The organism is Pseudomonas sp. S2_A10, assembly GCF_054668465.1.
This window is the reverse complement of sequence record NZ_CP162773.1, coordinates 5,728,127-5,752,136: the sequence shown is the minus strand read 5'-3', so window position 1 is coordinate 5,752,136 and position 24,010 is coordinate 5,728,127. Positions and strand designations below refer to the sequence as shown.

Annotated in this window: 21 protein-coding genes and 2 pseudogenes; 17 read left to right on the top strand and 6 right to left on the bottom strand. The window is 61.3% G+C overall.

Annotated features, from left to right (window positions below; genetic code table 11):
- Nucleotides 1–237: 237 nt before the first annotated feature.
- Nucleotides 238–1,317, bottom strand: a complete 1,080-nt coding sequence (locus tag AB4N41_RS25775) for a patatin-like phospholipase family protein (RefSeq protein ID WP_150634870.1) — start codon at nt 1,315–1,317, stop codon at nt 238–240.
- Nucleotides 1,318–1,608: 291 nt separating this feature from the next.
- Here AB4N41_RS25775 and AB4N41_RS25770 point away from each other — a divergent pair, with 291 nt between their 5' ends.
- The 4 genes from AB4N41_RS25770 to AB4N41_RS25755 are packed head-to-tail and all read left to right on the top strand — an operon-like array spanning nt 1,609 to nt 4,210.
- Complete coding sequence (locus tag AB4N41_RS25770; RefSeq protein ID WP_016775414.1) at nt 1,609–1,917, top strand: PepSY domain-containing protein; 309 nt, start codon at nt 1,609–1,611, stop codon at nt 1,915–1,917.
- Nucleotides 1,917–2,228 carry a PepSY domain-containing protein gene (locus AB4N41_RS25765; protein WP_016775413.1) on the top strand — a complete coding sequence of 104 codons (312 nt, stop codon included), beginning with the start codon at nt 1,917–1,919 and terminating at the stop codon, nt 2,226–2,228. Before AB4N41_RS25770 ends, AB4N41_RS25765 begins: the two co-directional genes overlap by 1 nt.
- Before the next feature lie 3 nt (nt 2,229–2,231).
- Nucleotides 2,232–2,900: a response regulator transcription factor gene (locus AB4N41_RS25760; protein WP_016775412.1), complete on the top strand. Its 669-nt coding sequence runs from the start codon at nt 2,232–2,234 to the stop codon at nt 2,898–2,900.
- Nucleotides 2,897–4,210, top strand: coding sequence for a sensor histidine kinase (locus AB4N41_RS25755; protein ID WP_150634871.1), 1,314 nt, complete (start codon nt 2,897–2,899; stop codon nt 4,208–4,210). The genes AB4N41_RS25760 and AB4N41_RS25755 overlap by 4 nt, the downstream gene beginning before the upstream one ends.
- A 203-nt stretch (nt 4,211–4,413) precedes the next feature.
- On the opposite strand, the gene AB4N41_RS25750 is transcribed toward AB4N41_RS25755, so the two are convergent.
- Both AB4N41_RS25750 and AB4N41_RS25745 read right to left on the bottom strand, forming a co-directional pair.
- Nucleotides 4,414–5,118, bottom strand: a complete 705-nt coding sequence (locus AB4N41_RS25750; protein WP_370695146.1) for a methyl-accepting chemotaxis protein — start codon at nt 5,116–5,118, stop codon at nt 4,414–4,416.
- A 201-nt stretch (nt 5,119–5,319) separates the two neighbouring features.
- Nucleotides 5,320–5,376 (bottom strand): annotated as a pseudogene (locus tag AB4N41_RS25745) (hypothetical protein); the annotation flags it as partial.
- A 1,627-nt stretch (nt 5,377–7,003) separates the two neighbouring features.
- Here AB4N41_RS25745 and AB4N41_RS25740 point away from each other — a divergent pair.
- From AB4N41_RS25740 to AB4N41_RS25730, 3 genes and pseudogenes are all read left to right on the top strand, one after another.
- The gene (locus AB4N41_RS25740; RefSeq protein WP_024013513.1) at nt 7,004–8,320 is read left to right on the top strand and encodes a Na+/H+ antiporter family protein; all 1,317 of its coding nucleotides are present in this window, start codon (nt 7,004–7,006) and stop codon (nt 8,318–8,320) included.
- A 203-nt stretch (nt 8,321–8,523) separates the two neighbouring features.
- Nucleotides 8,524–9,300 (top strand): annotated as a pseudogene (locus AB4N41_RS25735) (cache domain-containing protein); the annotation flags it as partial.
- Between the two features lie 84 nt (nt 9,301–9,384).
- On the top strand, nt 9,385–10,206 hold the full coding sequence (locus AB4N41_RS25730; RefSeq protein WP_370695145.1) for a methyl-accepting chemotaxis protein: 822 nt from the start codon (nt 9,385–9,387) through the stop codon (nt 10,204–10,206).
- A 201-nt stretch (nt 10,207–10,407) separates the two neighbouring features.
- On the opposite strand, the gene AB4N41_RS25725 is transcribed toward AB4N41_RS25730, so the two are convergent.
- The gene (locus AB4N41_RS25725; RefSeq protein WP_252876623.1) at nt 10,408–11,343 is read right to left on the bottom strand and encodes a LysR family transcriptional regulator; all 936 of its coding nucleotides are present in this window, start codon (nt 11,341–11,343) and stop codon (nt 10,408–10,410) included.
- 113 nt (nt 11,344–11,456) lie between these two features.
- Here AB4N41_RS25725 and AB4N41_RS25720 point away from each other — a divergent pair, with 113 nt between their 5' ends.
- The 3 genes from AB4N41_RS25720 (at nt 11,457) to AB4N41_RS25710 (ending at nt 13,220) form a co-directional block, all read left to right on the top strand.
- Complete coding sequence (locus tag AB4N41_RS25720; RefSeq protein ID WP_110603826.1) at nt 11,457–11,942, top strand: DMT family transporter; 486 nt, start codon at nt 11,457–11,459, stop codon at nt 11,940–11,942.
- Between the two features lie 3 nt (nt 11,943–11,945).
- The gene (locus tag AB4N41_RS25715) at nt 11,946–12,398 is read left to right on the top strand and encodes a DMT family transporter (RefSeq protein ID WP_041477232.1); all 453 of its coding nucleotides are present in this window, start codon (nt 11,946–11,948) and stop codon (nt 12,396–12,398) included.
- Between the two features lie 654 nt (nt 12,399–13,052).
- On the top strand, nt 13,053–13,220 hold the full coding sequence (locus AB4N41_RS25710; RefSeq protein ID WP_016775405.1) for a metallothionein: 168 nt from the start codon (nt 13,053–13,055) through the stop codon (nt 13,218–13,220).
- A 22-nt stretch (nt 13,221–13,242) separates the two neighbouring features.
- On the opposite strand, the gene AB4N41_RS25705 is transcribed toward AB4N41_RS25710, so the two are convergent.
- Together AB4N41_RS25705 and AB4N41_RS25700 are read right to left on the bottom strand one after the other, a co-directional pair.
- On the bottom strand, nt 13,243–13,515 hold the full coding sequence (locus AB4N41_RS25705) for a hypothetical protein (RefSeq protein ID WP_252876622.1): 273 nt from the start codon (nt 13,513–13,515) through the stop codon (nt 13,243–13,245).
- 49 nt (nt 13,516–13,564) lie between these two features.
- Entirely contained in the window at nt 13,565–13,792 is a 228-nt protein-coding gene (locus tag AB4N41_RS25700; protein WP_016775403.1) for a DUF6555 family protein, read from the bottom strand.
- 146 nt (nt 13,793–13,938) lie between these two features.
- On the opposite strand from AB4N41_RS25700, the gene AB4N41_RS25695 reads away from it, so the two are divergent.
- The 7 genes from AB4N41_RS25695 (at nt 13,939) to AB4N41_RS25665 (ending at nt 23,899) form a co-directional block, all read left to right on the top strand.
- Nucleotides 13,939–14,706, top strand: a complete 768-nt coding sequence (locus AB4N41_RS25695; protein ID WP_252876621.1) for an AraC family transcriptional regulator — start codon at nt 13,939–13,941, stop codon at nt 14,704–14,706.
- A 211-nt stretch (nt 14,707–14,917) separates the two neighbouring features.
- Complete coding sequence (locus AB4N41_RS25690) at nt 14,918–15,091, top strand: DUF1427 family protein (RefSeq protein ID WP_073471384.1); 174 nt, start codon at nt 14,918–14,920, stop codon at nt 15,089–15,091.
- Nucleotides 15,092–15,122: 31 nt separating this feature from the next.
- Nucleotides 15,123–16,079 carry a quinone oxidoreductase family protein gene (locus AB4N41_RS25685; RefSeq protein ID WP_252876620.1) on the top strand — a complete coding sequence of 319 codons (957 nt, stop codon included), beginning with the start codon at nt 15,123–15,125 and terminating at the stop codon, nt 16,077–16,079.
- A 270-nt stretch (nt 16,080–16,349) separates the two neighbouring features.
- Nucleotides 16,350–18,353: a type VI secretion system tip protein TssI/VgrG gene (gene tssI / locus AB4N41_RS25680; protein WP_460138195.1), complete on the top strand. Its 2,004-nt coding sequence runs from the start codon at nt 16,350–16,352 to the stop codon at nt 18,351–18,353.
- Nucleotides 18,350–19,216, top strand: a complete 867-nt coding sequence (locus tag AB4N41_RS25675) for a DUF4123 domain-containing protein (protein ID WP_252876618.1) — start codon at nt 18,350–18,352, stop codon at nt 19,214–19,216. Before tssI ends, AB4N41_RS25675 begins: the two co-directional genes overlap by 4 nt.
- Entirely contained in the window at nt 19,213–22,797 is a 3,585-nt protein-coding gene (locus AB4N41_RS25670) for a toxin VasX (RefSeq protein ID WP_460138194.1), read from the top strand. The genes AB4N41_RS25675 and AB4N41_RS25670 overlap by 4 nt, the downstream gene beginning before the upstream one ends.
- Nucleotides 22,787–23,899, top strand: coding sequence for a hypothetical protein (locus AB4N41_RS25665; RefSeq protein WP_252876616.1), 1,113 nt, complete (start codon nt 22,787–22,789; stop codon nt 23,897–23,899). The genes AB4N41_RS25670 and AB4N41_RS25665 overlap by 11 nt, the downstream gene beginning before the upstream one ends.
- Nucleotides 23,900–24,010: the final 111 nt, after the last annotated feature.

Below are 24,010 nucleotides of genomic sequence, written 5' to 3'. Positions count from 1 at the left end.
ACTGGATGATGTACTAAGTCTTTGCCACTGGGAAGGTATCGCACGGTACAGCTTGGTACTTGATCGGCTTATGTATCAGCGGTTACGTGGGGGGTTGTGAAACGGAGGGGTTTTAGGCGGGAGGCTACCGTGGAATCTTTGAAGATTTCCACGGTATTTTCGGCTCTGTTCAGATGGCGTTCGCCGCAGCGATTCGGGCAGGCGGCGAGTTTATCAGCTTGTCTTTGGCCGTGCTGACTAAAGGGTCAGCAAGCGGTCGGCGAGGCGACCGTTGGCCGTCAGCTCGAGGAATTCGTCACCCAGTCTCCGGCTCTCGTCCATCGCCGCGTGCCAGTATTTCTGCCGGCCCGGCGCATCGCCCATGAAGCGTTTGAAGTCGTTGCGATCGGGCAGTTTGCCGTAGGGCAGGCGCGCCAGATATTCCTTCGATGGCGCGACCAGCAGCACATCCTGCAGACGCTGCACCGAAGCGCGGCGCCATGGCAGCGTCTTGTCGAACCAGCCGGGAATCACCCGATCGGTGAAGTGCGGATAGAGCACGATGCCGTCGCCGCTGTAGGGCAGGTCGAGGTGGTAGTCGAGCAAACCGCCGTCACGGAACGTACCCGCGCCGGCGCCGGGCAGGTCGCGCACGCCTTCCATCACCATCGGAATCGACCCGGAAGCGAGCAGGGCCTGGCGCAGGTTGCCGGTATTGAGGGCAACGAAACGCGAGGGGAAATCGGTCAAGGCATCAAGCGGCGGCGCCAGGCGTGGATCGTGGATGATCAGCCGCTCAAAGTGTCGCGACAGCCGTGCACGGCCGCGCAGGTTGTCGGCGATCACCGAACCCAGCGCCAGACCGAGGCGTCCGCGATGGTCTTCGGCGAGGCGGCCCTGGCTTTTCACCACCATGATGTTCAAGCGGTAATCGGCGTTCTCGAGGATGCTCGCATCGCGGCCGTCGAGCAGGTCATTGAGCATGCGCTGCGAGCTCTGGCTGATCTCGGCCATGGTCACGCCTTTGTTGAAATGCTGCTCGGCGTACAGCTCACCGAGGCGGCGAATGCCTTCGGCGGCGTCCGGCAGGCAGGCGCTGGCGAAGCGCCAGGAACCCACCGAGGCGCCGATCAGCGAACGCTCACGCGGCGCACCCGGCAGCCACTCGCCGAACAACGCCAGATCCAGCCCCTGAATCCCCAGCGCCTTCGGCCCACCGGCCGCACCGGGCAGGGTGCCGACGTCCGCGGCGTGCAAACCCTGCGTACGAATCCGCGCCATGGCCCGTGGGCCGGCCTTGAGGGTGAGGGCGGGAAACTTGATGTGGATGGCGGTCATACCGGTCTCGATCGTTAGCAAGCTGGCGATTATAAGCACATGTTGCAGGCCCATGTAGGAGTGAGCCTGTCCCACAAACGGGGCAGACGCAAAACCAGTGTGGGAGCGAGCCTGCTCGCGAAAGCGGCGGGTCAGAAACATCGCTGCAGCTGACACTCCGTCTTCGCGAGCAGGCTCGCTCCCACAGGGAATCTTGCCAACAGTGGGGCACAATGATGGCCATTCAGTTTCAGTTAAGTTGACCTCGCTATGGTGCCCACCGTAAGCAACATATAAGAATTCGGAGACACCATGAAAACCCTGACTGCCCTGACCACTGCCTCGATCCTCGGCCTTGGCGCCAACACTGCGCTGGCGCGCGATCTCGGACCTGACGAAGCGCTTCGTTTGCGCGACGCTGGTACTATCGTCTCCTTCGAGAAGCTCAACGCCATCGCCCTGGAAAAACACCCCGGTTCGGAAATCACCGAAACCGAGCTGGAGGAAGAGTACGGCAAGTTCATTTACCAGATCGAACTGCGCGACCCGAAAGGGCTGAAGTGGGATCTGGAGTTGAACGCGGTCGATGGTGAAGTGCTCAGGGATCATCAGGATACGTAATGAAGCTGAATAGTCGCGCCACCCGCCTGACGGCGCTGGCGCTGGTGTTGTTGTGCAGTACGGCCATGGCTCGCGACCTCGATCAGGACGAGGCGCTGGCCCTGCGTCGCGATGGTGTGATCCTGCCGCTGGAGCAAGTGCTGCAGCAGGCCATGGATCGCTACCCCGGCGCCAAACTGCTGGAAGTCGAGCTGGAAGAAAAACACGACGTGTACATTTACGAAGTCGAATTGCTGACGGTCGAAGGCGTGGCGCGCGAGCTGCACCTGAAGGCCGATACCGGCGAGTTAGTCAAAGACAAGGAAGATTGATCGATGCGTTTGCTTCTGGTGGAAGACCACGTACCGCTGGCCGACGAATTGCTCGCCGGCCTGCAACGCCAAGGCTACGCGGTGGATTGGCTGGCCGATGGTCGTGACGCGGTGTATCAGGGCAGCAGCGAGCCCTATGACCTGATCATCCTCGATCTCGGCCTGCCCGGCGTGCCGGGGCTGGACGTGTTGGCGCAGTGGCGCGCGGCCGGTCTGGCGATTCCGGTGCTGATCCTTACCGCGCGCGACTCCTGGGCCGAGCGCATCGAAGGGCTGAAGGCCGGCGCTGACGATTACCTGACCAAACCGTTCCACCCGGAAGAACTGTACCTGCGCATTCAATCACTGTTGCGCCGCTCCAAGGGCCAGGCCAACCAGCCGACCCTGCAAGCCGCCGGCCTGCATCTGGACGAAGGCCGCCAGTGCGTGGTTCGCGACGGCGCCGACATCCAGCTGACCGCCGCTGAATTCCGTCTGCTGCGCTATTTCATGCTGCACCCCGAGCAGATCCTCTCGAAAAGCCACCTCGCCGAACACCTCTACGACGGTGAGACCGAGCGTGACTCCAACGTCCTCGAAGTCCACGTCAATCACCTGCGGCGCAAGCTCGGCAAAAGCGTGATCGAAACCCGTCGCGGTCAGGGATACCTGTTCGGCGGGCAAGCTTCATGAGATCAATCCAGCGCCGTTTGAGCCTGGGTCTGATCAGCGTGATGGTGGTGGTCGGTCTGGTGCTGGCGCAAACCAGCCTGTGGTTGTTCGAAGTCGGTTTGCAGCGCTACCTCGAAGCCGGCCTGCGCAACGACAGCGAAAGCCTGCTGGTAGCGCTGGTGCGCGGCCCGCAAGGTTTGCAGCTGGATGAGCGGCATCTGTCGCCGGCCTATCAGCGGCCGTTTTCCGGGCACTACTTTCGCATCGATTTCTCCGACAGCCACTGGCGTTCGCGCTCGCTGTGGGATCAGGAACTGCCGCTGCTGCAACACCCGGGGCTGCACAGCAATCTGCAACTTGGCCCGGACGGGCAACGCTTGTTGATACTGCGCTCGGACTATCGACGCCTGGGTCAGTCGATCTCGATCAGCGTCGCCCAGGATTACACGCCGGTCAGCGACAGCTTCCAGCGCATGCGCCAGATCGGCCTCGGTCTGGGGCTGGCGGCGTTGCTGTTGATCCTGTTCCTGCAACGCCTGACCGTGCGCCGCGCGCTGAAACCGCTGGAACGCGCGCGCGAGCAGATCGCTCAGTTGCAGCAGGGCCAGCGCTCGCAACTCGACGATCAGGTGCCGGTGGAGCTGGAACCGCTGGTGGCGCAGATCAACCATTTGCTCGCCCACACCGAAGACAGCCTCAAGCGCTCGCGCAATGCCTTGGGCAACCTTGGCCACGCGCTGAAAACCCCGTTGGCGGTGCTGCTCAGCCTGGCCTCCAGCGACAAGCTCGATGACCATCCCGAGCTGCGCAGGATCCTCAAGGAACAACTGGAGCAGGTGCAGCAGCGCCTCAATCGCGAACTCAATCGCGCGCGGTTGGCGGGGGATGCGCTGCCCGGCGCGTTGTTTGATTGCGATGCCGAGTTGCCGGGGTTGCTGGCGACGCTGAACATGATTCACGGCGAGCATCTGGCCCTGAGCTACGTCGCACCGCCGGGTTTGCAGCTGCCGTGGGACCGCGAGGATTTGCTCGAACTGCTCGGTAACCTGCTCGACAACGCCTGCAAATGGGCCGATGCCGAGGTGCGCTTGAGTGTAATCGAACGGTCTGACGGCTTTGCCCTGAGCGTGGAAGATGACGGCCCGGGGATTCCCGAAGAGCAGCGCACTCAGGTGTTCAGCCGTGGCACGCGGCTGGATGAGCAGACCCACGGGCATGGGCTCGGCCTTGGGATCGTGCGGGATATTGTCGAAACGTGGGGTGGCTTGCTGGTGTTGGGCGAAAGCGAGTGGGGCGGGTTGAAAGTGGTGATTGAACTGCCTCGGCGGTGAGCCCTTGAAAAGCCCCTCACCCTAACCCTCTCCCAGAGGGAGAGGGGACTGATTGTGTTGTTCTTGAGAGATGCACCCACTTGAAATCCGAGTCGAACTCAGGACTTGAATGGCATGAAGATCGGCTCCCTTTCCCCCTCGCCCCCTTGGGGGGAGAGGGCTGGGGTGAGGGGGGATTGGAACTGACACCCCGCACTTGTGCATCAAACGCGAAACTGATCCATCAACCGCTGCTGCTGATTCGCCAGGCTGTTGAGCGACTGGCTCACGCGCGCCGATTCATTGGCCTGCCCGGACAGCGACTCGGTCACATCGCGAATCGTTGCCACGTTGTTATTGATCTCTTCAGCCACTGCGCTCTGCTCTTCGGCAGCACTGGCGATTTGCAGGTTCATGTCGCTGATCACCGTCACCGCATCGCCGATCTGCCGCAACGCCGTGACAGCCTGGCCCACCTGCTCAACGCTGCCCTGGGCCTGACGATGGCTGTTGCCCATCGCACCGACCACTTCCTGCGTGCCGTTCTGCAATTGCTCGATGACCTGGCGGGTTTCCTCCACCGACTCCTGAGTGCGGCGCGCGAGGTTGCGCACTTCATCGGCGACCACAGCAAAACCGCGTCCGGCTTCACCGGCGCGGGCGGCTTCGATGGCGGCGTTGAGTGCGAGCAGGTTGGTCTGCTCGGCGATGGCGCGGATGGTTTCCAGCACCGTGCCGATTTTCTCGCTGTTGGCGGCCAGGCCTTCGACCTGAACCATCGCTGCGCTCATGTCGGCGGCGAGGGTGTCGATGCTCGCGGTGGTGTGGTCGATCACGGTCAGACCCTGGCGGGTGGCGCGGTCGGCGTCCTTGGCGGCTTCGGCGGCCTGGGCGGCACTGCGCGCGACGTCCTGGGCGGTGGCGCTCATTTCGTGGGAAGCGGTGGCGACCTGATCGACCTGACGGTATTGCTGCTCCATGCCGGCGCTGGTCTGGGTGGCGATGGCTGAGGACTGGTCGGCAGTGTTGCGCGCGTCCTGCACCGAGCGCTTCACCTCGGCGATGATCGGCTGCAACTTGTCGAGGAACTTGTTGAACCAACCGGCCAACTGGCCGAGCTCGTCCTGCTTGTCGTAGGCCAGACGCCGGGTCAGGTCGCCTTCGCCGCTGGCGATGTCTTCAAGCATGTGCGCCACACCGAGGATCGGCTTGGTCACGCTGCGCGCCATCAGCCACACCAGCAACAGACCGATCAGCGCGGCGAACAGGCCCAGGCTCAGTTCGATCAGCGTGCCTGAGGTATTGCTCGCATCCAGTTGCTGCTTGAGCGCTTCGGCGCGGCTGACCAGGACTTTCTCCGGCACATCGAGCAACACACCCCACGCCGGTCCATCGGGAATCGGCTGGAACGGCGACAGCACTTTCAACTGGCCATTGCTGTGCAGGCTGCTCACGCCAGTGCTCGAGGCGAGCAGGCGCAGCAACTCGCTGCCGCTGGCCTGATCTACCGCATCCAGGCGCTGGCTGAGTTTGCCGGCATCCGGGCTGTAACCGGCGAGCAGGCCGGCGGGGCTGACAATACTGACGGCGGTCTGACCGTCGTAAAGCTTGCGGCTGGCGTTCTGGCTGATCGCTTGCAGGCTATTGAGGTTGATGTCGACTGACAGCGAGGCGATGACTTTGCCATTGACCTGCAGCGGGAAGACGATGCTGGTCATCAGCACTTTCTGGCCATCGATGACATAGAAGTACGGCTCGATCACGCAGGGTTTGAGCGTGGTGCGCGGGCAGGTGAACCAGGCATTCGCAGCCTGACCGCTGGGGCCGGTGCTGGTGTCGCTCATGTCGCTTTCCGGCAGCGCCATCGAAGTGACTTTGCCCGGGGTCGGCTGCGACCAGTACAGGGCAAAACGGCCCTTGTCGTTGCTGCCCAGTTCAGCCTGATCGGCGAACAGTTCGTCCTTGCCGTCCAGCGCATTGGCTTCGAACACCAGCGACAGGCCGAGCAGGTCCGGGTTGGCTTGCAGCGCGGATTTGACCTGACGGGTCATGTCCTCGCGCAGATCGAAGGCATCGAGAAAGCGCTTCTCGGCCTGCTCACGCAAAAACAGTACCTGCCGCGAGAAACCGTGGCCGTACTGATAGGCGTCCATGAATTGCTGACGAATGCCGGCAGCCTGCACTTCACCTTGCGATTCGATCCGCGCCTGCGCCGACTCGGTGAGCATCTCCATGCTCGAGGCCTTGACCAGCGCCGAGCTGTGTTCCATGCGATACAGCGAAAGACCGACCAACAGGGTCACGATACCGGCCAGGCAGAGGCCGGCGAGCAGGGTGATTTTCCACTGGATGGAAAGTTGTCTGAGCGACATGGAAAACATCCTTATCCGATAAATATCTGAGACTTTGCACTGTAGCGGCCGCGTTTCGGCTTTCTTTATGCCGTGAGCGCAATATGACCGATTGCCGCATGCGGGGCCTGTGGTCCTGTGATCCTGTGGTCCTGTGGTCCTGTGGTCCTGTGGTCCTGTGGTCCTGTGGTCCTGTAGTCCTGTGGCGAGGGGATTTATCCCCGTTCGGCTGCGAAGCAGTCGTGACACCTGCGTACAGGGTTGATTTAAAGTTTGCCGGGGGCGGCTTCGCCACCCAACGGGGATAAATCCCCTCGCCACAGGGCTTTGACACCGCCGCCACTCTGCGGCACAGTGCGCGCCCTCTAATAAGACCCTTCATACAAATCCGCCGGCCAGCGCCGGGCGGACTCATCCTGTCTGGCGGTGTGTTTTCACCCGCAGTGTTTTTTGAGGTAGTGAAATGAATGCAGTCATAGCAGCCGTCGGCGTCATGCTGATCCTCAGCCTGTCGCGCGTGCATGTGGTGATCGCGCTGATCGTCGGGGCGCTGGTCGGTGGCCTGACCGGCGGTCTGGGCATCGACGCAACACTCAAGGCGTTCAACAGCGGTCTGGGCGGCGGCGCGACGGTGGCGTTGTCCTACGCCTTGCTCGGCGCGTTCGCCGTGGCAATCGCCAAGTCCGGCCTGGCCCATGCGCTGGCCGACAAGGCTTTGGCGATGGTGGATCGGCAGCACGCAACCGGCGGCGGTAACGTCAAATGGCTGCTGATCGGCCTGCTGTGGGTGGTGGCGATTGCCTCGCAGAACATCCTGCCGATCCATATCGCGTTCATTCCGCTGCTGGTGCCGCCACTTCTATATGTACTGACCAAGCTGCAACTCGATCGCCGTCTGATCGCCTGCGTCATGACCTTTGGCCTGATCACCCCGTACATGTTTCTGCCGGTGGGTTTCGGCAACATCTTCCTCAACGAAATCCTGCTGGCCAACGTCGCCCGCAGCGGCGTCGACATCAGCGGCATCAATGTCACCCACGCCATGGGCATTCCGGCGCTGGGCATGGTTTTCGGCCTGGCGATGGCGTTTATCAGCTATCGCAAGAAGCGCGTTTATGACCTGGCGAAGATCGAACAGGTCGAGCAGACGGCGGTGCACTACAACCCGCTGAGCCTGATGATTGCCGGTGTGGCCATCGCTTCGGCGTTTGTCGTGCAGTTGCTGTTGGACTCGATGATTATCGGCGCTCTGGTCGGGTTCCTGATTTTCTCGGTGTCGGGCATCGTCAAATGGCGCGAGACCGATGACCTGTTCACCGAAGGCATGAAGATGATGGCGATGATCGGCTTCATCATGATCGCCGCCTCAGGCTTTGCCGAAGTGATGAAGGCCACCGGGCAGGTGCAGACGCTGGTCGAATCGTCGGCGGCCTGGATCAATCACAGCAAAGGCGTCGGGGCTTTGTTGATGCTGCTGGTGGGCTTGCTGGTAACCATGGGCATCGGCTCGTCGTTTTCCACCGTGCCGATTCTCGCAGCGATTTTCGTGCCGTTGTGCGTGCAACTGGGCTTCAGCCCGATCGCCATCGTCTGCATCGTTGGCACTGCCGGTGCGCTGGGCGATGCCGGTTCGCCGGCCTCGGACTCGACCCTCGGCCCGACCTCGGGCCTGAACATCGACGGCCAGCATCACCACATCTGGGACACCGTCGTACCGACCTTCCTGCACTACAACCTGCCGCTGCTGGTGTTTGGCTGGGTTGCGGCGATGGTTCTCTAAAAAATCCACAATTGCCCCATGTGGGAGCGAGCCTGCTCGCGAAGGCGTCGTGTCAGTCGACACACAGGTTGCTGAGCCAACGCTTTCGCGAGCAGGCTCGCTCCCACAGGGGGGGGCGGCGATGTTTCAAGACTCAACTTTTGCCCCGGCGTGCCGTTAAAGCCTTTAACCACGCCAACAAAATCAAAAGAGTGAGTCCCCCGATGCGCCTGAGTCTCAAGGCTAAAGTCCTGTCCCTTGCCGTTCTGCCGGTGCTGCTCTTTGCGCTGGTCATCAGCGTGACCACGCTGTTCATCCTCCAGGAACAGGCGCGCAAGGAGGTCGAACAGACCCGCGAGCGGCTGCTCAGCGACGCCAAAGCCACCCTGCAAAGTTACGTCGCCGTGGCCATGACCACGATCAAACCGCTGTACGACGCCGCCGCACCGGGCGACGACGCGGCGCGGGCGCAGGCGATCAAGTTGCTCTCGGGCATCCGCTACGGCAAGGACGGCTATTTCTTCGGCTACGACTCCGAAACCGTGCGCCTGTTCAAGGCCAACGACCCCGACGGCGTGGGCAAAAGCTTCAAGGACAACCGCGATCCGAACGGCGTCTACGTCAACCTCGGCCTGGTCAAAGTGGCCAAGGACGGCACCCACTATCTGCAATACAGCTCGCCGCTGCCGGGTAACGCCAAGGTGCTGGTGCCGAAACTCGGCTACACCGAATACCTGCCGAAGTGGGACATGGCGGTCGGTACCTCGGTCAACCTCGACGGCATCGAAGCGCAAGTGGCGCAGGTCGAGGCGCAAGTGCAGGAGCGCGTGCAAGGCGTGGTGCTGAGCATTGTCGGCGTTGCGGTGCTGGTGCTGTTGGTGATCGCGGCGGCGGGCATGCTGCTGGCCAACACCATTCTGCGCCCGCTGACCCTGATGAAAGCCAACCTCGATGATATCGCGGCGGGCGAGGGCGACCTGACCCGACGCCTGAACATCACCAGCCAGGACGAACTCGGCGAACTGGCCGGCTCGTTCAATCGTTTCGTCGACAAGATCCACGGCCTGGTGCGGCAGATCACCGAGATGACCACGCAACTGACCGGTCTGGTCACCCAGGTCTCGGAACAGGCGCAGCGTTCCGATCAGGCCATGGAGCGTCAGCGCCACGAAACCGATCAGGTCGCCACGGCGATCAACGAAATGTCCGCCGCCGCCCAGGAAGTCGCCAAGAGCGCACAGAACGCCGCCGTCGCCGCTCAGCAGACCGACGAAGAAGGCCAGAGCGCCAAGCGCGTGGTCGCAGGCAGCATCAAGCAGATTCATGCATTGGTCGACGACATCCGCAACAGCGGCGTGTCGCTGGACAGCCTGCAGCAGGACGTCAGTTCGATTGTCGGCGTGCTTGGGGTGATTCGTTCGATTGCCGAGCAGACCAACTTGCTGGCGCTCAACGCCGCGATCGAAGCGGCGCGCGCCGGTGAGGCCGGGCGCGGGTTTGCGGTGGTTGCGGACGAAGTACGCGCACTGGCCAGCCGCACGCAGATCAGCACTCAGGAAATCCAGGGCATGATCGACCGCTTGCAGGCCGGCACGCAGCAGGCGGTCGAAGCGATGCGCCGTTCCAGCGAGGCCGGCGACGGCACTTCGCAGCAAGCCAATCAGGCCGGTGCATCGCTGGACGCGATGGCGCAGTTGATCGCGACGATCAACTCGATGAACGCGCAGATCGCCAGCGCAGCGGAAGAGCAGACGGCGGTGGCCGAAGAGATCAACCGCAGCGTGCATCAGATTGCGGTGGCGGTGGACAGCGTCGCCGATGAAACGCAACTGGGCGCGCAAACGTCGCGCAGTCTGGCGGAGCTCGGGCAGCGGTTGGGCAAGCTGGTCGGGCAGTTCCGTATCTGATGGCCTGAAAAGCCCCTCACCCTAGCCCTCTCCCAGAGGGAGAGGGAACCGATTGGGGAATATTGCGGGATTACGCCGACCTGAAAGTCCTGCTTTGAACCCATAATCGACGCGGTTTTTCAGGTCGATGCAGTAGGTGGGACACCTCGGTCGGTTCCCTCTCCCTCAGGGAGAGGGCTAGGGTGAGGGGGCTCTTGATCTTCAGGCTCTGTCCCAATAAGGAATCTCGCCAAAGCACTCGACAAAAAAATCAATCACCGTCCTCACCTTCACCGACAGCCGTCGGCTCCCCGGCCACAGCACGGCGATCTGCTGCGGTTCCAGACTGTTCGACACCTGATATTCCCCCAGCACCGGCACCAGTGTGCCCTCGCGCACCGCTTCGCCAATCAGCCACGACGGAAACATCACCAGCCCTAAGCCTTGCTGGGCGGCCTGGGTCAGGGTGTCGGCGTGGTTGCCGGTGATCGGGCCTTTGACGGTGTACGGCGTCCAGTCCTCGCCATCACGGCGGAAAAACCAGCGCTGCTGACCGGCCGCGCCTTTGTAGGCCAGGCACTGATGCTGCGCGAGTTCGTCCGGGTGCTGCGGCGTGCCGTGGCGTTTGAGGTAGGCCGGGCTGGCGGCGACCTGAAAACGGTGCGGCGCCACAATGCGTGCCTGCATGCTCGAATCGTGCAGCGCGCCGATGCGAAACAGCAGGTCGGCGCCTTCCTGTAGCGGGTCGATGTAATGGTCGGTTTGCTGGATATCCAGTTGCAGCTTCGGATAGCGCGCGCAGAGCTGGCCGAGCCAAGGCGTCAGATGGCGCTGGCCGAACACCACCGGGGCGTTGATGCGTACCAGTCCGGTGGGTTCGCTTTGCTGTTCCTGCAACGCCTGCTCGGCTTCTTCCAATTGCACCAGCAGTAACCGCGCATGGTGGCCGAGCGTGCGCCCGGCTTCAGTCGGCGTGACGGCGCGGGTGTGGCGGTAGAGCAATTGCTGGTTCAGCGCCTGTTCCATCAACTGGATCTGCCGCGAAATCGAGGAGGGCGCGACCCCTTCGCGGCGGGCGACTTCGGAAAAACTGCCGTGGTCGAGGACCGCCACAAACAGCCTTAACGCTTTGAATCCGAGTTCGTTGAGCCCGTGCATGCCGTGTCTCGCTGTGCGTGTTGCGCAAAAGTGTTGTCCGGATGCTCCCATTTATCGCACAGCTGCGCCAGCCGATAATCCGCGCCATTGTTTATGAGCCTGGAAAATTGTGTATGCAGACGTTGGATGAAGGGGTAGTTGCGGCACCGGTGAAAAGCTCGGTGCTGCGTCTGCTGTTGCTGCCGCTGGTGATTCTCGCTGGCATGGGCTTGTCGGTAGAAGCCGGATTGCTCGGGCCGCTGGGTGAGCAGGTCGGGCATTTGTGGGCGACGTTGAGCATCTTCGGCGTGGGTTCGGCGATTCTGTTTTTGCTCTTGCTGTTTGCCGGTCCGCAAAAAGGGCCGGCGCTGACCGAACTGCCGCGCTGGCAGTTGATCGGTGGTTTTCTCGGGCCGATCTACGTGGTGGTGCTGACGCTGGCGACGCCGCATATCGGCATTGCCATGACGATGATTGCGATTTTGTCCGGTCAGGTCGGCAAGAGTGTGCTGATCGACCATTTCGGCTGGTTCGGCGCGACGCGCAAGAAGGTCAACGGCGAGCGCTGGCTGGCGTTGGGCTTGATTGTGGTGGCTTTGGTTCTGATTGCGCGGGGGTGAGTGATGGGTCTGGTGATTTTGTTGGTGGTGGTGGTATTGGCCGGTGCGGTGTTGAGTGTGCAGGCCGCGATCAATGGGCGTTTGGGTGAAACGGTGGGGGTGCTGCGTAGCAGTCTGCTGACCTTTGCGGTGGGCGCGGTGGTGACCGGGTTGTTGATTCTGTTTTTCGAGCCGGCGCAGGCGGTGAGTCTGCTTGAGGTGCCGAAGTGGCAGTTGACCGGGGCGCTGTTTGGTGTGGTGTACATGATGGTGATGGTTGGCGCGGTGCCGGTGGTCGGGACGGCTGTGGCGACGGTGGCGGTGATTGTCGGGCAGTTGGGGATGGGGATGTTGATCGACAATTTCGGCTGGTTGGGGAATCCGGCGATCGGCTTGTCTCCGAGTCGGATGTTGGCGATGGTGTGTCTGGCGGTGGCTTTGGTGTTTATGTATCGGAGTTCGCGGCAGGCGCAGTGATTTTATTTTTTTGACTGTGTACATATCCGTTGCTGCGGGTGTTGCTTCTGGCGGTTCCGCTCTTACAGCGGGTCACTTTTTCAGACGCCAAAAAGTAACCAAAAGGCTTGGCCCCGGCGTTCGGCCCGCTCGCTGGGGCTCGGGGTTCCTTCGCTCCGGGATCGATCCCTCCACTCAGCCTGCCGATGGGGCCGGCACGGCAAGATCAAGGGCGGTACTCGAGCTTGCGCTCATTGTGTTGAGTGGTTAGGAGCGGGTGGTGTCTGGCTTTGGTTTTGTGCCGGGATTCGCCCCTCACCCCAGCCCTCTCCCGAGGGAGAGGGAGCCGACCGAGTTGTTTCGCGTTATACAGCGAACTGAAAGACCTTATCGATTATGGATTCGGTGACGCACGATCAGGTCGGTGTACTTTTGAAGCACTCCCCAATCAGTCCCCTCTCCCTTTGGGAGAGGGCTAGGGTGAGGGGCTTTTGATGTCATGTGCAGGTCTGTGCAGCGCGATGTCGTTCTGGTGGGAGCGAGCCTGCTCGCGAAAGCCATCTCTGCGTCGCCCAATCTCTCAACAGTTGGTCAGCCTGCAACACCACCTTCTACACTGTCCCTTACGGCTTACCACTCAAGCCTCAGACAACCACTACGCAAGGAGTCTGTCCCATGTCCGATAAAAAATGCGACTGCCCGGGCTGCAACTGCACGATCAAAGAAGGCGAACATTCCTACGCTGTACACGGTAAACACTATTGCTGCGAGGCTTGCGCTCATCACCACAAACACGGTGAAGAATGTGCGATGAAGGGCTGCGGTTGCGCTCATCCGAAATAAGCGGGGCAAAAAAAAGTGGAGCCTAATCAGGCTCCACTTCCATTTTCAGACTGTCGTCTTCCTGTCGTTCAAAGTGCCTCACCGTGCCTTGCAGTGTTCGCCCTTCGACCTTGACCACCACAACCTTGGCTTGGTGGAGGTCTTCCGGTACCGGTGCCTGGACGCACAAGGTGAAGCGGTAAGGGTCATCCGCGACCGTTTCCAGTGCGACTTGGCAATTCACCGTTTTGGTGATCTGGCCGAAGAAGGTGGTCAGGCCGTAGTCCAGTCGGGCCGTGTGATAAGTGTCGGTCATCGGTCGATTCCCCCTGTCGATTGCCAAGCCTGCGGTGGAGGCGGTGGGGTCAGTTGGTCTGGCGCCAGGTGACGTTTTCCAGACCGAATTTTTCTGCCATCGGTTTGCTGGTTTTTTGCACTTTCTCGCGGCCGAAGCGCGGGATGCGACCCACGCCCGCGTCGCAGCTTGCCCAATGCCAGGCTTCGGCGTTGTCCATTTTGTCCGAGCGGATAATGAACGACTTGGGGGTGCCATGCAGTGTGTAGTCGATGACGTAAAGTTTTGCGTTGTTCATAAAGCCCGAATTCCTCCCTGTGGTATTAAACGGATCGCGCTGTGCCGGGAAAATTCATTCGGATTGTCCGACGGTATCTATCGTTGGCGAGTGCGCGGCGTGCTGGTTACCATGGCGGCTTCGCCAACCCCCTGTGAACGCTCGCCATGGCCCTCGCCGCGCCCCCTGATCTGACCGACACCGATGTGCCCGTGCAACCGCTGGCGCGGACCTATCCGCGTGGTTTGTTCATCGAGCCGCACGAGCATGTCTGGGGGCAGTTGCTGTATGCGATGAGCGGGGTGATGTGGGTCGAAACCCCGCACGAAGCGCTGGTGGTGCCGCCGCAGCGGGCGGTGTGGTTGCCGCCGGGGGTGCCGCACGGGATTCGGGTGGTGTCGGATTTGCAGATGCGCAATATCTACCTGCGCCCGGCGCTGGCGGCGACGCTGGATGCGACGGTGCAGGTGATCGAAGTCGGTGGTTTGCTGCGCGAGTTGATCGTCGGACTGGTGGCGCAGGACGATGACGGCGAGGCTGAGTATTACGATGCGCTGGTCGGGCTGGCGTTGCTGGAATTGCGCCGGGCAAGGCGTTCGCAACTGAAGATTCCCCTGCCAGATGAGTCCGACCGGCGTTTGATGAATCTGTGTCAGGCGGTGATGGCCGCGCCGTCGCTGGAGATCCCGTTCGAGCAGCATGCAGAAAACGCCGGGGCCAGCGTGCGCACGCTGGCGCGGTTGTTCAAGGACAGCCTCGGCATGGGCTTCGCCGAATGGCGGCGCCAGGTGCAGTTGGCGACGGCGGTGGCGGCGTTGATTCAAGGCGTGGCGGTGAGCGTCATTGCTCGCGAACTGGGTTATTCACCGAGCAGCTTCAGCGACATGTTTCGCCGGGAGCTTGGCGTAGCGCCTTCGCAATTCTCGGCAACTTGAACAGATCCATGTGGGAGCGAGCCTGCTCGCGAAAGCTTTGCACCAGGCAATGAAGTGCTGACTGGAAGACCGCATTCGCGAGCAGGCTCGCTCCCACACGGTTCTATGGCGGCTGCAGAAGGTTTGTCCGAAATTCAGAAGTCCTTGGCCGATACCGCTCCGGCTCATTCCCTAGACTCTGCCCATCACTTATCGCGGCGGAGTTCCTTTCATGAACTACCTCATTTCTCTGGCCATCGGCCTGGGCGTCGGCCTGCTCTACGGCGCGCTCGATTTCCGTTCTCCCGCCCCACCGGCCATCGCGCTGGTCGGTCTGCTTGGCATGTTGGCCGGTGAGCAGTTGTGGCCGCTGGGCCGGCAACTGGTCGCTGGCTGGTTGTCCTGAATTTCCCTTTTTCTTTTCGGTGGATGTGCCCATGAAAGCGTTGCAATTCGATCAGACCGGCGACCTGTCTTCCCTGCGTTTCGTCGACGTTCCCACCCCGGTGCCCGGCGCCGATGAAGTGCTGGTGCAGATCAAGGCTGCCGGCCTCAACCCCAGCGATGTGAAAAACGTCCTTGGGCGTTTTCCTTACACCACACTGCCACGGGTTCCGGGGCGGGATTTTGCCGGGGTGGTGGTCGAGGGGCCGCAAGCACTGATCGGTCAGGAAGTCTGGGGTACCGGGCGCGAGCTGGGCTTCTTCGCCGACGGCGCCCATGCGCAATTCGTCAAACTGCCGGCCAGTGGCGTGGCGCACAAACCGGCGCATTTGAGTTTTGCTCAGGCGGCTAGCCTTGGCGTGCCGTACACCACGGCGTGGGATGCGCTGGAACGCAGCCTGGTCAGCGCCGACACGCGCTTGCTGGTGATCGGCGGCGGGGCAGTGGCAACCGCGGCTTTGGCCCTGGCAAAAGTGCGCGGCGCGCAATTGCTGGCGGCGGCGCGCCGGCCCGAGCAGGTAGCCGATCTGCAGCAGCAGGGCTATCAGACGATTCAACTGGATAAGCCAGAAGACCTCGGTTCCCAGGTCAACGCGGTGTATCGCGGCGGCGCCGATGTGATCTTCGACACCACCGGTTTCTGGCTGCCCGCCTCGGTGGCGGCACTGGCGACCTTCGGCCGCATCGCCATCATCGCCGCACCGGTCGACGGCCATGTGCAATTGCCGGCGCTGGCGCTGTATCGCAAGGGCGGCTCGGTGGTCGGGATCAACTCGTTGTTGTACGGCGTCGAGGCGTGCGCGGCGATGCTCGAGCAGTTCGGGCGCTTCTTCGATGAGGATCGCTTGCCGCTGCCGCAGGGCCTGATGCAAGTGCCGCTGGCTGAAGGGCCGGCGCGCTATGAAGAGGTCAATCAGGGCGGTGGCGACAAGATCATTTTGCTGCCCTGATTCACGCAAATCCCTGTGGGAGCGAGCCTGCTCGCGATGACGGTAGATCAGTTAAACGGTCGGCGACTGACACACCGCTTTCGCGAGCAGGCTCGCTCCCACAGGGGAAATACATAGGATTCGGGATCATTTCCGTAGGATCCAGGGCGTTTCTCTGTGGGCCACGTCCTTTTCGCTCGCAGACCGGCAAAACAGGGAAACCTCTGACTTCACCCATTGCAGTGCACCGTTGCACAGTCCCGTCTTTCAATCAGACACAGGGACAGGTGGATGCGCATCGCTGGCAGGCCCGTTGTTTTCACTCTCGAGATAGAAGGCGTTGCCCACGATCTTCAAGTGTTCGGTTTTCGCACCCGGGAAGTGCTCAACCAGACCTATGAACTGGATCTCGAGCTGGTCAGCGAGCGGTCCGATGTGGATCTGGAAGGCTTGCTGCATCGGCCGGCCTTTCTCTGTTTCGGTGCCGACGGTAGCGGCATGCACGGGCTGGTCTATCGGGTCGGTCAGGGTGATTGCGGTGTTCGGCTGAGCCGTTACCAGATCACCCTGGCGCCACACCTTGCCTACCTCGCGCATCGGCGCAATCAGCGGATTTTCCAGAACCTGAGCGTGCCGCAGATCATCGCCAATGTGTTGAGCGATCACGGCATGCAGGCCGATGCCTGGCATTTTCAGCTCAGCGCCGAGTACCCGGCGCGAGTGTATTGCGTGCAATATCAGGAATCCGATCTGCACTTCATCCAGAGGCTGTGCGAAGAGGAGGGCTTGCACTTTCACTTCCGCCACCGCCGTGAGGCGCACCTGTTGGTGTTCGGCGACGATCAAACGGCGTTCCTCAAACACGACGTGACGACGCGCTATGTGCAGGGCAACGACCTGGTTGCCGATGCGCCGGTTATCGACCAGTTCACTGTGCGCCTGGAGCCACGCTCCAACATCGTCGAGCGCCGCGATTATCACTTCGAAAAGCCCGCAGTGCAGTTGGACGCCAAGGTCAGTGCAGCGCGGGTTCCGCTGCTGGAAGATTATGAGTTTCCCGGGCAGTTCACCCATCGCGAGCGCGGCAAGCACCTCAGCCAGCGTGCGCTGGAGCGCCATGGTGCCGACTATCGTCTGGCTAACGGACGTAGCAATCAGGCGCTGATGCGCGGTGGCAGTTTCATGACCATGGCGGATTACTCGCGCGCCGACTGCAACGATTTATGGTTGCTGACCGAGGTCGAGCACATCGGCAAACAGCCGCAAGTGCTCGAGGAAGCGTTCACCGAGCAGGCTGACGCAGATGGTTTCAGTCAGGGCTATCGCAACCATTTCGTCGCGACGCCGTGGGACGTGGTGTTTCGCCCGAAGCTCAGGCATGTCAAACCGCGCGTCAGCGGCAGTCAGTTGGCAGTGGTGACCGGCCCGCCCGGCGAAGAAATCTACAGCGATGCCTACGGCCGCGTGAAAGTGCAAATGCTCTGGGATCGCGACGGCCAGCGTGATGAACAGTCAAGTTGCTGGCTGCGCGTGGCCACTGCCTGGGCGCATGACCGCTACGGCAGCGTGCAGATTCCTCGCGTCGGTATGGAAGTGCTGGTGGGGTTCACCGATGGCGATCCGGACAAACCGCATGTGCTCGCCTGCCTGCCCAACGCCGAAACCCCGGTGCCACTGGACCTGCCGGCGCAACAGACGCGTAGCATCTGGCGCAGCCAGAGCAGTCCCGGTGGCGGTGGTTACAACGAACTGCGCATCGAGGACCGGCAAGGCGCGGAAGAAATCTCCATCAGGGCGCAGCGCGACCTGGTGCAGCACGTGCTCAACGACTTGCGTGTGCAGATCGACAACCTGCACAGCCAAGTGATTGGCGGCGTCTCCAGCCTTGAGTTGCGCGACGAGGAACATCACCTGACCCACGGCAATCGCCTGACTGAACTCAAGCAGGACGATCATCTGTGGGTGCAGGGCGAGCAGCATGTGCGGGTCGCCAGCCAGCGCGTCAGTGCCGCGCAGCAGCTGCATTTCGGCGCGGGCGAGCAGGTGGTTTTCAACAGCGGCCTGCAGATCACTCTGGCTGCTGGCGGGCATTGGCTGACGGTCGGCGCCGCCGGCATTTTCAGCAGTGTGCCGGTGGTGCAGGGCGGGGCGCCGACGGTGTGTCTGCCAGCGGAACCCTTGCTGCCGGGGGCCGCGCCGTTGCTCAAGGCGACGTTCGATGCCGTGCAGCAACGGCATGCGTTGCTGACCACGCGGACCTCGCGTTGCCTGATCTGCGAGGCAGCCCAGGCATGAGCCTTTTGACGGATTGGCCTGAAGGTTTGCCGTGGGCTGAGCAGCAGGCGTTTGTGCTGCTCGATGGTGCGACGATCACCGATTTACCGGCGCAACTGCGAAGGCTCGATCCCGCCGCCAACGCTTTTTCGCTGTACGACCAGCCACCGTTTTCGGCCCTGCGTGACGTCTCGCCGCTGCTGGTGGCGCTCGCTGACGCTGACGATCCGGTAGCGCGGTTTTATCGCCAGCACGCCCAACAGGAATGGGGCGTGCTGTTGTTCAGCGCCGCGCCGGCGCATGAAATCGTCGCGCACTTGCGTCAGTTGCTGATCGTCGAGTTGCCGGTCGGCTCGCCGGTGTTGTTGCGGCTGGCGGATGCCGCCGTGGCGCAGGCGCTGTTTGCCAGCGGCGATGCGAGTCTGTTCGGGCCGCTGGGGTGCGTGGTCACGGCGGATGGCGCGCGGGGAGTCTGGCACTGTCAGCGACCTCGGCACGGGCAGGGTGGGGCGCTGGTGGCGCCGTATCGGTTGAGTGCGGAGCAGGATGCCGCGCTGGATCGGGTGGATCGGCGGCGGGTGTTGCTACAAGTCGATGCGTATTTGCTTGAATATTTTCCCCGGTTTCATACCGGGGAAACCATCGCTGAACGTTGGATGCTTCTGGAACAAATCGAGGCAAAAGCCAGCGCGCTCGGCCTGAGCAGCCAATCGGAATGGCTTTACTTCGCCAACCTTGTCGCGTCTCTCAATGGTGCTGATCCGGATCAGCATCCGCAGATCCAGCACTTGCTACACGAGCCCTCCCTGCAACCGATCGGTGAGCGCTTGACGCTGGCCGTTTCAATGGCCCGCCAATGGGCGTCTGAAAGAGTCCGACCATGAACCATCCCGCCGACCTTGCGGCAGCCGCAGCGTCCAAAGCCCCGATCATCGGCCCCGCCGCCTGCCCCTTCCGCAACACCCACGTGCAACTGCTGCCCCTCGCGTACGGCCTGGTGGAAAAACCCTTCGACCCCAGCACCGAAATCACGCTGCCGTACACCCTGACCACGCGCCCCATGGGCATCCGCCGCCTGCGCGATGGCTGGCTGTACATCGTCGACAGTCTCAGCGGTGAGCTGTACGAATATCGCGTGCTCGACGGCGTGATCAGCGCATTGCTGCATCGCGGCAAAAGCGTCAGCGAGGATCAGCGCAGCGCCATCGAAGAACGTCCGGCGTTGATCTTTTCGCGCAAAAGCATCCTCTACGTGACCTTCGCCGATGTGCAGTTGAGCGCGGCGAAATGCCGACAGGTGCTGGACAGCGCGGAGGAACGCGAGCACTTCATGCAGGCGGTCGATCTCGGCCCGGTGCATTGTCTGATCGGCGGCGAGCATCTGCTTACCGTGGCCCAGGCGAAACAGTGGCTGGCGGAAGTGGCCTGCACAGCGAAACCGCTGGCCGAGGCAGACGCCACGCGGATGCCGGCGGTGCAGGTCAGCGATGCGCCCGAGCACGAACGCGAACCTTATTTGTGGGAAAACCCGCGACGTTTTCGCGAGGCGCATATCGGCGAATTTCTTGGTCGGGTGCGCGGACCTTATCAGGACGACACGCTGTTTCTGCTGGTCAACGACGACCTCGGAGTGATGCGCGATCTGGCCGATTATCAGGACCTGGTGGTCGGCTGGATCGAGCAGTGGAGCAACACCGACAACAACGAGCGCGACTATCTGCTGGCCAGTTACATCGAGTCGCTGAGCCAGCTCGGCGCTCAGGATTTCGACACCCTGGCCAAGGCCAGCGACGATCCGCGCGCCCAGGCATTGTTTGCTGAACTGGAGCAATTGCCCGAGCCGGATCGGGAAAATACCCGGCAGGCGCTGCTTGAGTATTTGAACAAGGGGGGTGAGGTTGTCCCGACCGATACTCAGGCTCGACCTGAACTGCAACAACAGCGCGAAAAGGCTTTGGACGAGTCATTGGCGCTGAACCGCTTTGATGGCGTCGCCCCTGATTTCACCGCGCACGCTCGCGTCACCGCCGAGGCGGACCGACGCTTTTACACCCGCGAATATTTTTCTGAAGTCGCCTCTGCCGACTTCGTCGAGCGCCATCTGAACACACTGGTCGACCTCGGCAAGGATCAGAACCGACGCATGAGAGACGTGCTCGACGGCCCGTTGCTCAGCGGCAAACGCGGCATCAACGACCTGATCGACCGCCCGGCGATGGACGAGGTTCTGAACAGTCATCGCGACAACCTCGGACGCTGGAATCGCCTGCTCGAACGCATCACCGCCGATCGCGCGCAACTGCTGTGCGCCGGGCGTTTCCATCGCTCGGCGTGGTATTTCGACGGTCAAGTGCAGATCGATCAGGCGCTCGCCAGCGAATACGCCTGCCTCAAGGACATCGGCCGCAGCGACGCGGCCAACGAACAAATGCTCGATTACCTCGAACAACACCCGCAACTGACCCGCCCGTTGTTCTACACCTTGTCGCTGCGTTTGCAGACCGAACAGGCCGGGCAATATTCAACGCTGTTCAACGCCGGCATGGCGATGTTCAACAACCTGCCGGACTGGCTGGCCAAATTGCAGAGCATCGAGCAGCCGCAGCTGCCCGCGCTGGATGATCTGCCGGCACACAGCCGCGTCCTCGCCGATGCCGTGCAGGACACCTACAGCCCGGCGCTGAACCTCGGCCTGAGCCGGGCGCTGGAAGGCTTTGATCTCGCCGGCGAGAAAATTCCCGACCTCGACGAACTGTTCCAGCGCCTGCCCAAAGCCCTGCGCCTGCGCGTGTTCGACGCCGCGCGAACCAGCGGCGTGACCTTCACCGTGTCCACCCCGGCGGAGCAAGCGGCGCTGCAAGCCACGATCAAGGAAGTGCTGCGCGAACGCGACTACCTGAAAACCCTCAACCGCGAACGCAACCAGCTCACCCACAACAAAAACCGCCAGGGCCACAAAACTGCCCGGGCGGTGGAATTGCAGGGGGAAATCGTTCGCGTGCGCACGCAACTGGCCTTGTTCGAAGGCCGCCTTGCGGCAGCGCTAAGCCCGATTGACGAACTGCCGGATCGCTCGGCACGGCTGTATGGCGCCACCCCGGCGAAAGCGGGCGTGACGGTGGTGTTTCCGCCGGCGCAGCACGGGGAATTGCGAGGGTTGCTGGAGAATATTCGCGCGGGGGTGGCGGGGGTTTCGAAGGCGAGTCTGGTGCGGACGGAGGGGATGGGGTTGGTGGTGGTGTTAGTGCAGGTGGTGAATTTGGCAGCAGTTTTCCATGAGTTGCGTAGGCAAACAGCGAATAAAAGGGTGTGGGGGCCTTTCGCCAATGCGCTCGCTGCTACGGGGGCTGCTGGATTCACTGCAGGGCAAAGCCTCGCCAATACTGCGTTGCAGGCTCGCAGCGACGCGCTGATTGCCAGGGTTCAGCACGAGGCATTGCAAAGCGTACACATACAAATGGGCAAGTTGCACATCGGACTGGGCTTTCTTACCTACGGTCTGGGGTTGGTAACCTCAGCAGTCAATCTCGCAAAACAACTCGAAAATTGGCAACAGTCAATTCGCAGTGGTAATCCGTCGGCACAGAGGGCCGCCGCGCTCGCAGTTTTAGGCGCAAATGGAATGACGTCGGCTAATGCCTATGGTCTGGGACAAACTTTGTCTGCAAGCTACAAGGTACTCACTGCATCAAACAACGCTGCGAGAACAGCTGCATGGGCCGCCGCCGGAACCCGTCTCTCTACAGTCTTTTTCCGGTTTAATCTTGCCGGCGCGTTGTTCACCTTGCTTGAGTTGAGCGGGGCCTGGCTGTTCAACCGCTACAACATCAGTGCTCATGACAAATGGTTACGGATCACACCATGGGGTAGAGATGCCGAGATGCGTGGCGATCATACACTTCACGACTATCAAAGTTATTTAGCCTTTCTGATCAACGCTCCCTATGTTCAGATCGGTTCGAATCAGGACGTGTCATGGTTGAGAAAACTGTTGCTCACACCCAAACCCGGCGATATCCATCTAGTCATACCCAGCCTGACACTAAGTGAATTGCTGCCACCCTTTGGCGGGAAATCCAAGCATCGTTTAGGTATAGGAGCGCATCGTATTTCCGTTCCGCTGCATAGCCGAGGAGTGCCACGGGAAGAGCGAGAAGTTATCAGCGACGAGATTTTAGCCAGTCTAAGTATCGCTAAGTCTGATCCCGATGGATTAGTGCTGTGTCTTAAGTATCCAGTCAATCTCGATTCTGAATACACGCCCGCGAAAGAAACCCTTGAGTTGGCAGTTTGCATTGAGTCAACGAATGAAAAAGGTGAGGGGATATCGCGAACTCGTGTCATTCACCTTGATCCACGGGGAAAGGGCCACTTTCCGGTGGTAGGAGCCAAGCAAATAAAAACGAAACCACCAATACTGCTGGTCGAAGTCCAGTTTCTTGAGCGGGTTGACCATGCAGATTAAACCCCACAAGCCGATTAACACGACGATCTGTGAGCAAGCCAGAAAAGCTGGAAGCATCGAACCATTTTCGAGTGGAAAAATCACTTATCTCGCACCACTTCCATTACCAACTTCCATCCCCCCCTATGGGCCTCATATAGGCGAACTCAGTCAGGTCTACATGGATCTTGGCACAGGCTCTCCACAGATATTTTCTTGGCAGATGACCTTGGGCGGTCCTTTCAGTCTTGCTTTCTGGTTCGTCTGTCTGACACCTGTGGCAGGAGGCATTCTTGGGCTGGCATCCGGAGACGGGTGGGAAAGTTGGACCTACGTACAAGAGATTTTTCGAGAGTCCAAAATACTTGGCTTAGAGGTTTTATTTCTCACTCTAACAATCAGTCTAGGCGTCTGGCACCACCACCACAAAAAACGCCTCTACCTCATCCCAACCCGCTTCAACCGCCAACGCCGCGAAGTCTGCTTCATGCCCGAAGGGGCGTCCGAACCAGTCTTCGTTCCATGGGAATCGCTCAGCGCGTGGATCATCGAAGCCAAGGGCGTCACCCAGTTCGGCGTCCATCGCCAATACGGCATGGGCATCGGTTTTCATCACGGCGAAACCCTCACCAGCCTCGAATTCCAATGCGCCGGCCTGCAGCTCGCGATCAGCCATTGGGAGGCGATTCGCGGTTACATGGAGTACGAAGTCAACGACCTCAAATCGATTCAGGACCTGCAAGACCTGCAAGGCCCGGGCGACCCGCCCCACGAAGGCCTGCATACATTCCACAATGCCCGCGCGCGGATGCACCAGCAGATCCGTGAAGGCCGCCGCTCGCGGTTGTCGGGATTTTTTTGGTACCTGTATCACGTCATGACTTTATGGACGGTTCCCAACCGTTTGGTCGAATGGGAAGTGCGCCGTCTGGAAAGAATCGGCAAGCAGGCGTTGCCGGAAGTCATGCGTGCCTGGTCCGAGCCGCTGCCGAAAGAGCAATGGGCCAAGCCCAGTGAAGAGTTGCTGCGGCTGAGCGAACAAGTGCGGCGGATGCACAAGCGCCAGCCGCATCGGCCGATTACGCAGATTTTCGCTGAGGTTTGCAGGCGGGCTGTGGACTGATGCAGAGCAGTTTTGTGACCAGAGGGAGGGAGGTTTTTTGCCTGTTTGAGCGCCTTCGCGAGCAGGCTCGCTCCCACAGGGGACCGCGCTGGATGCGGATGTTTCGGTTGA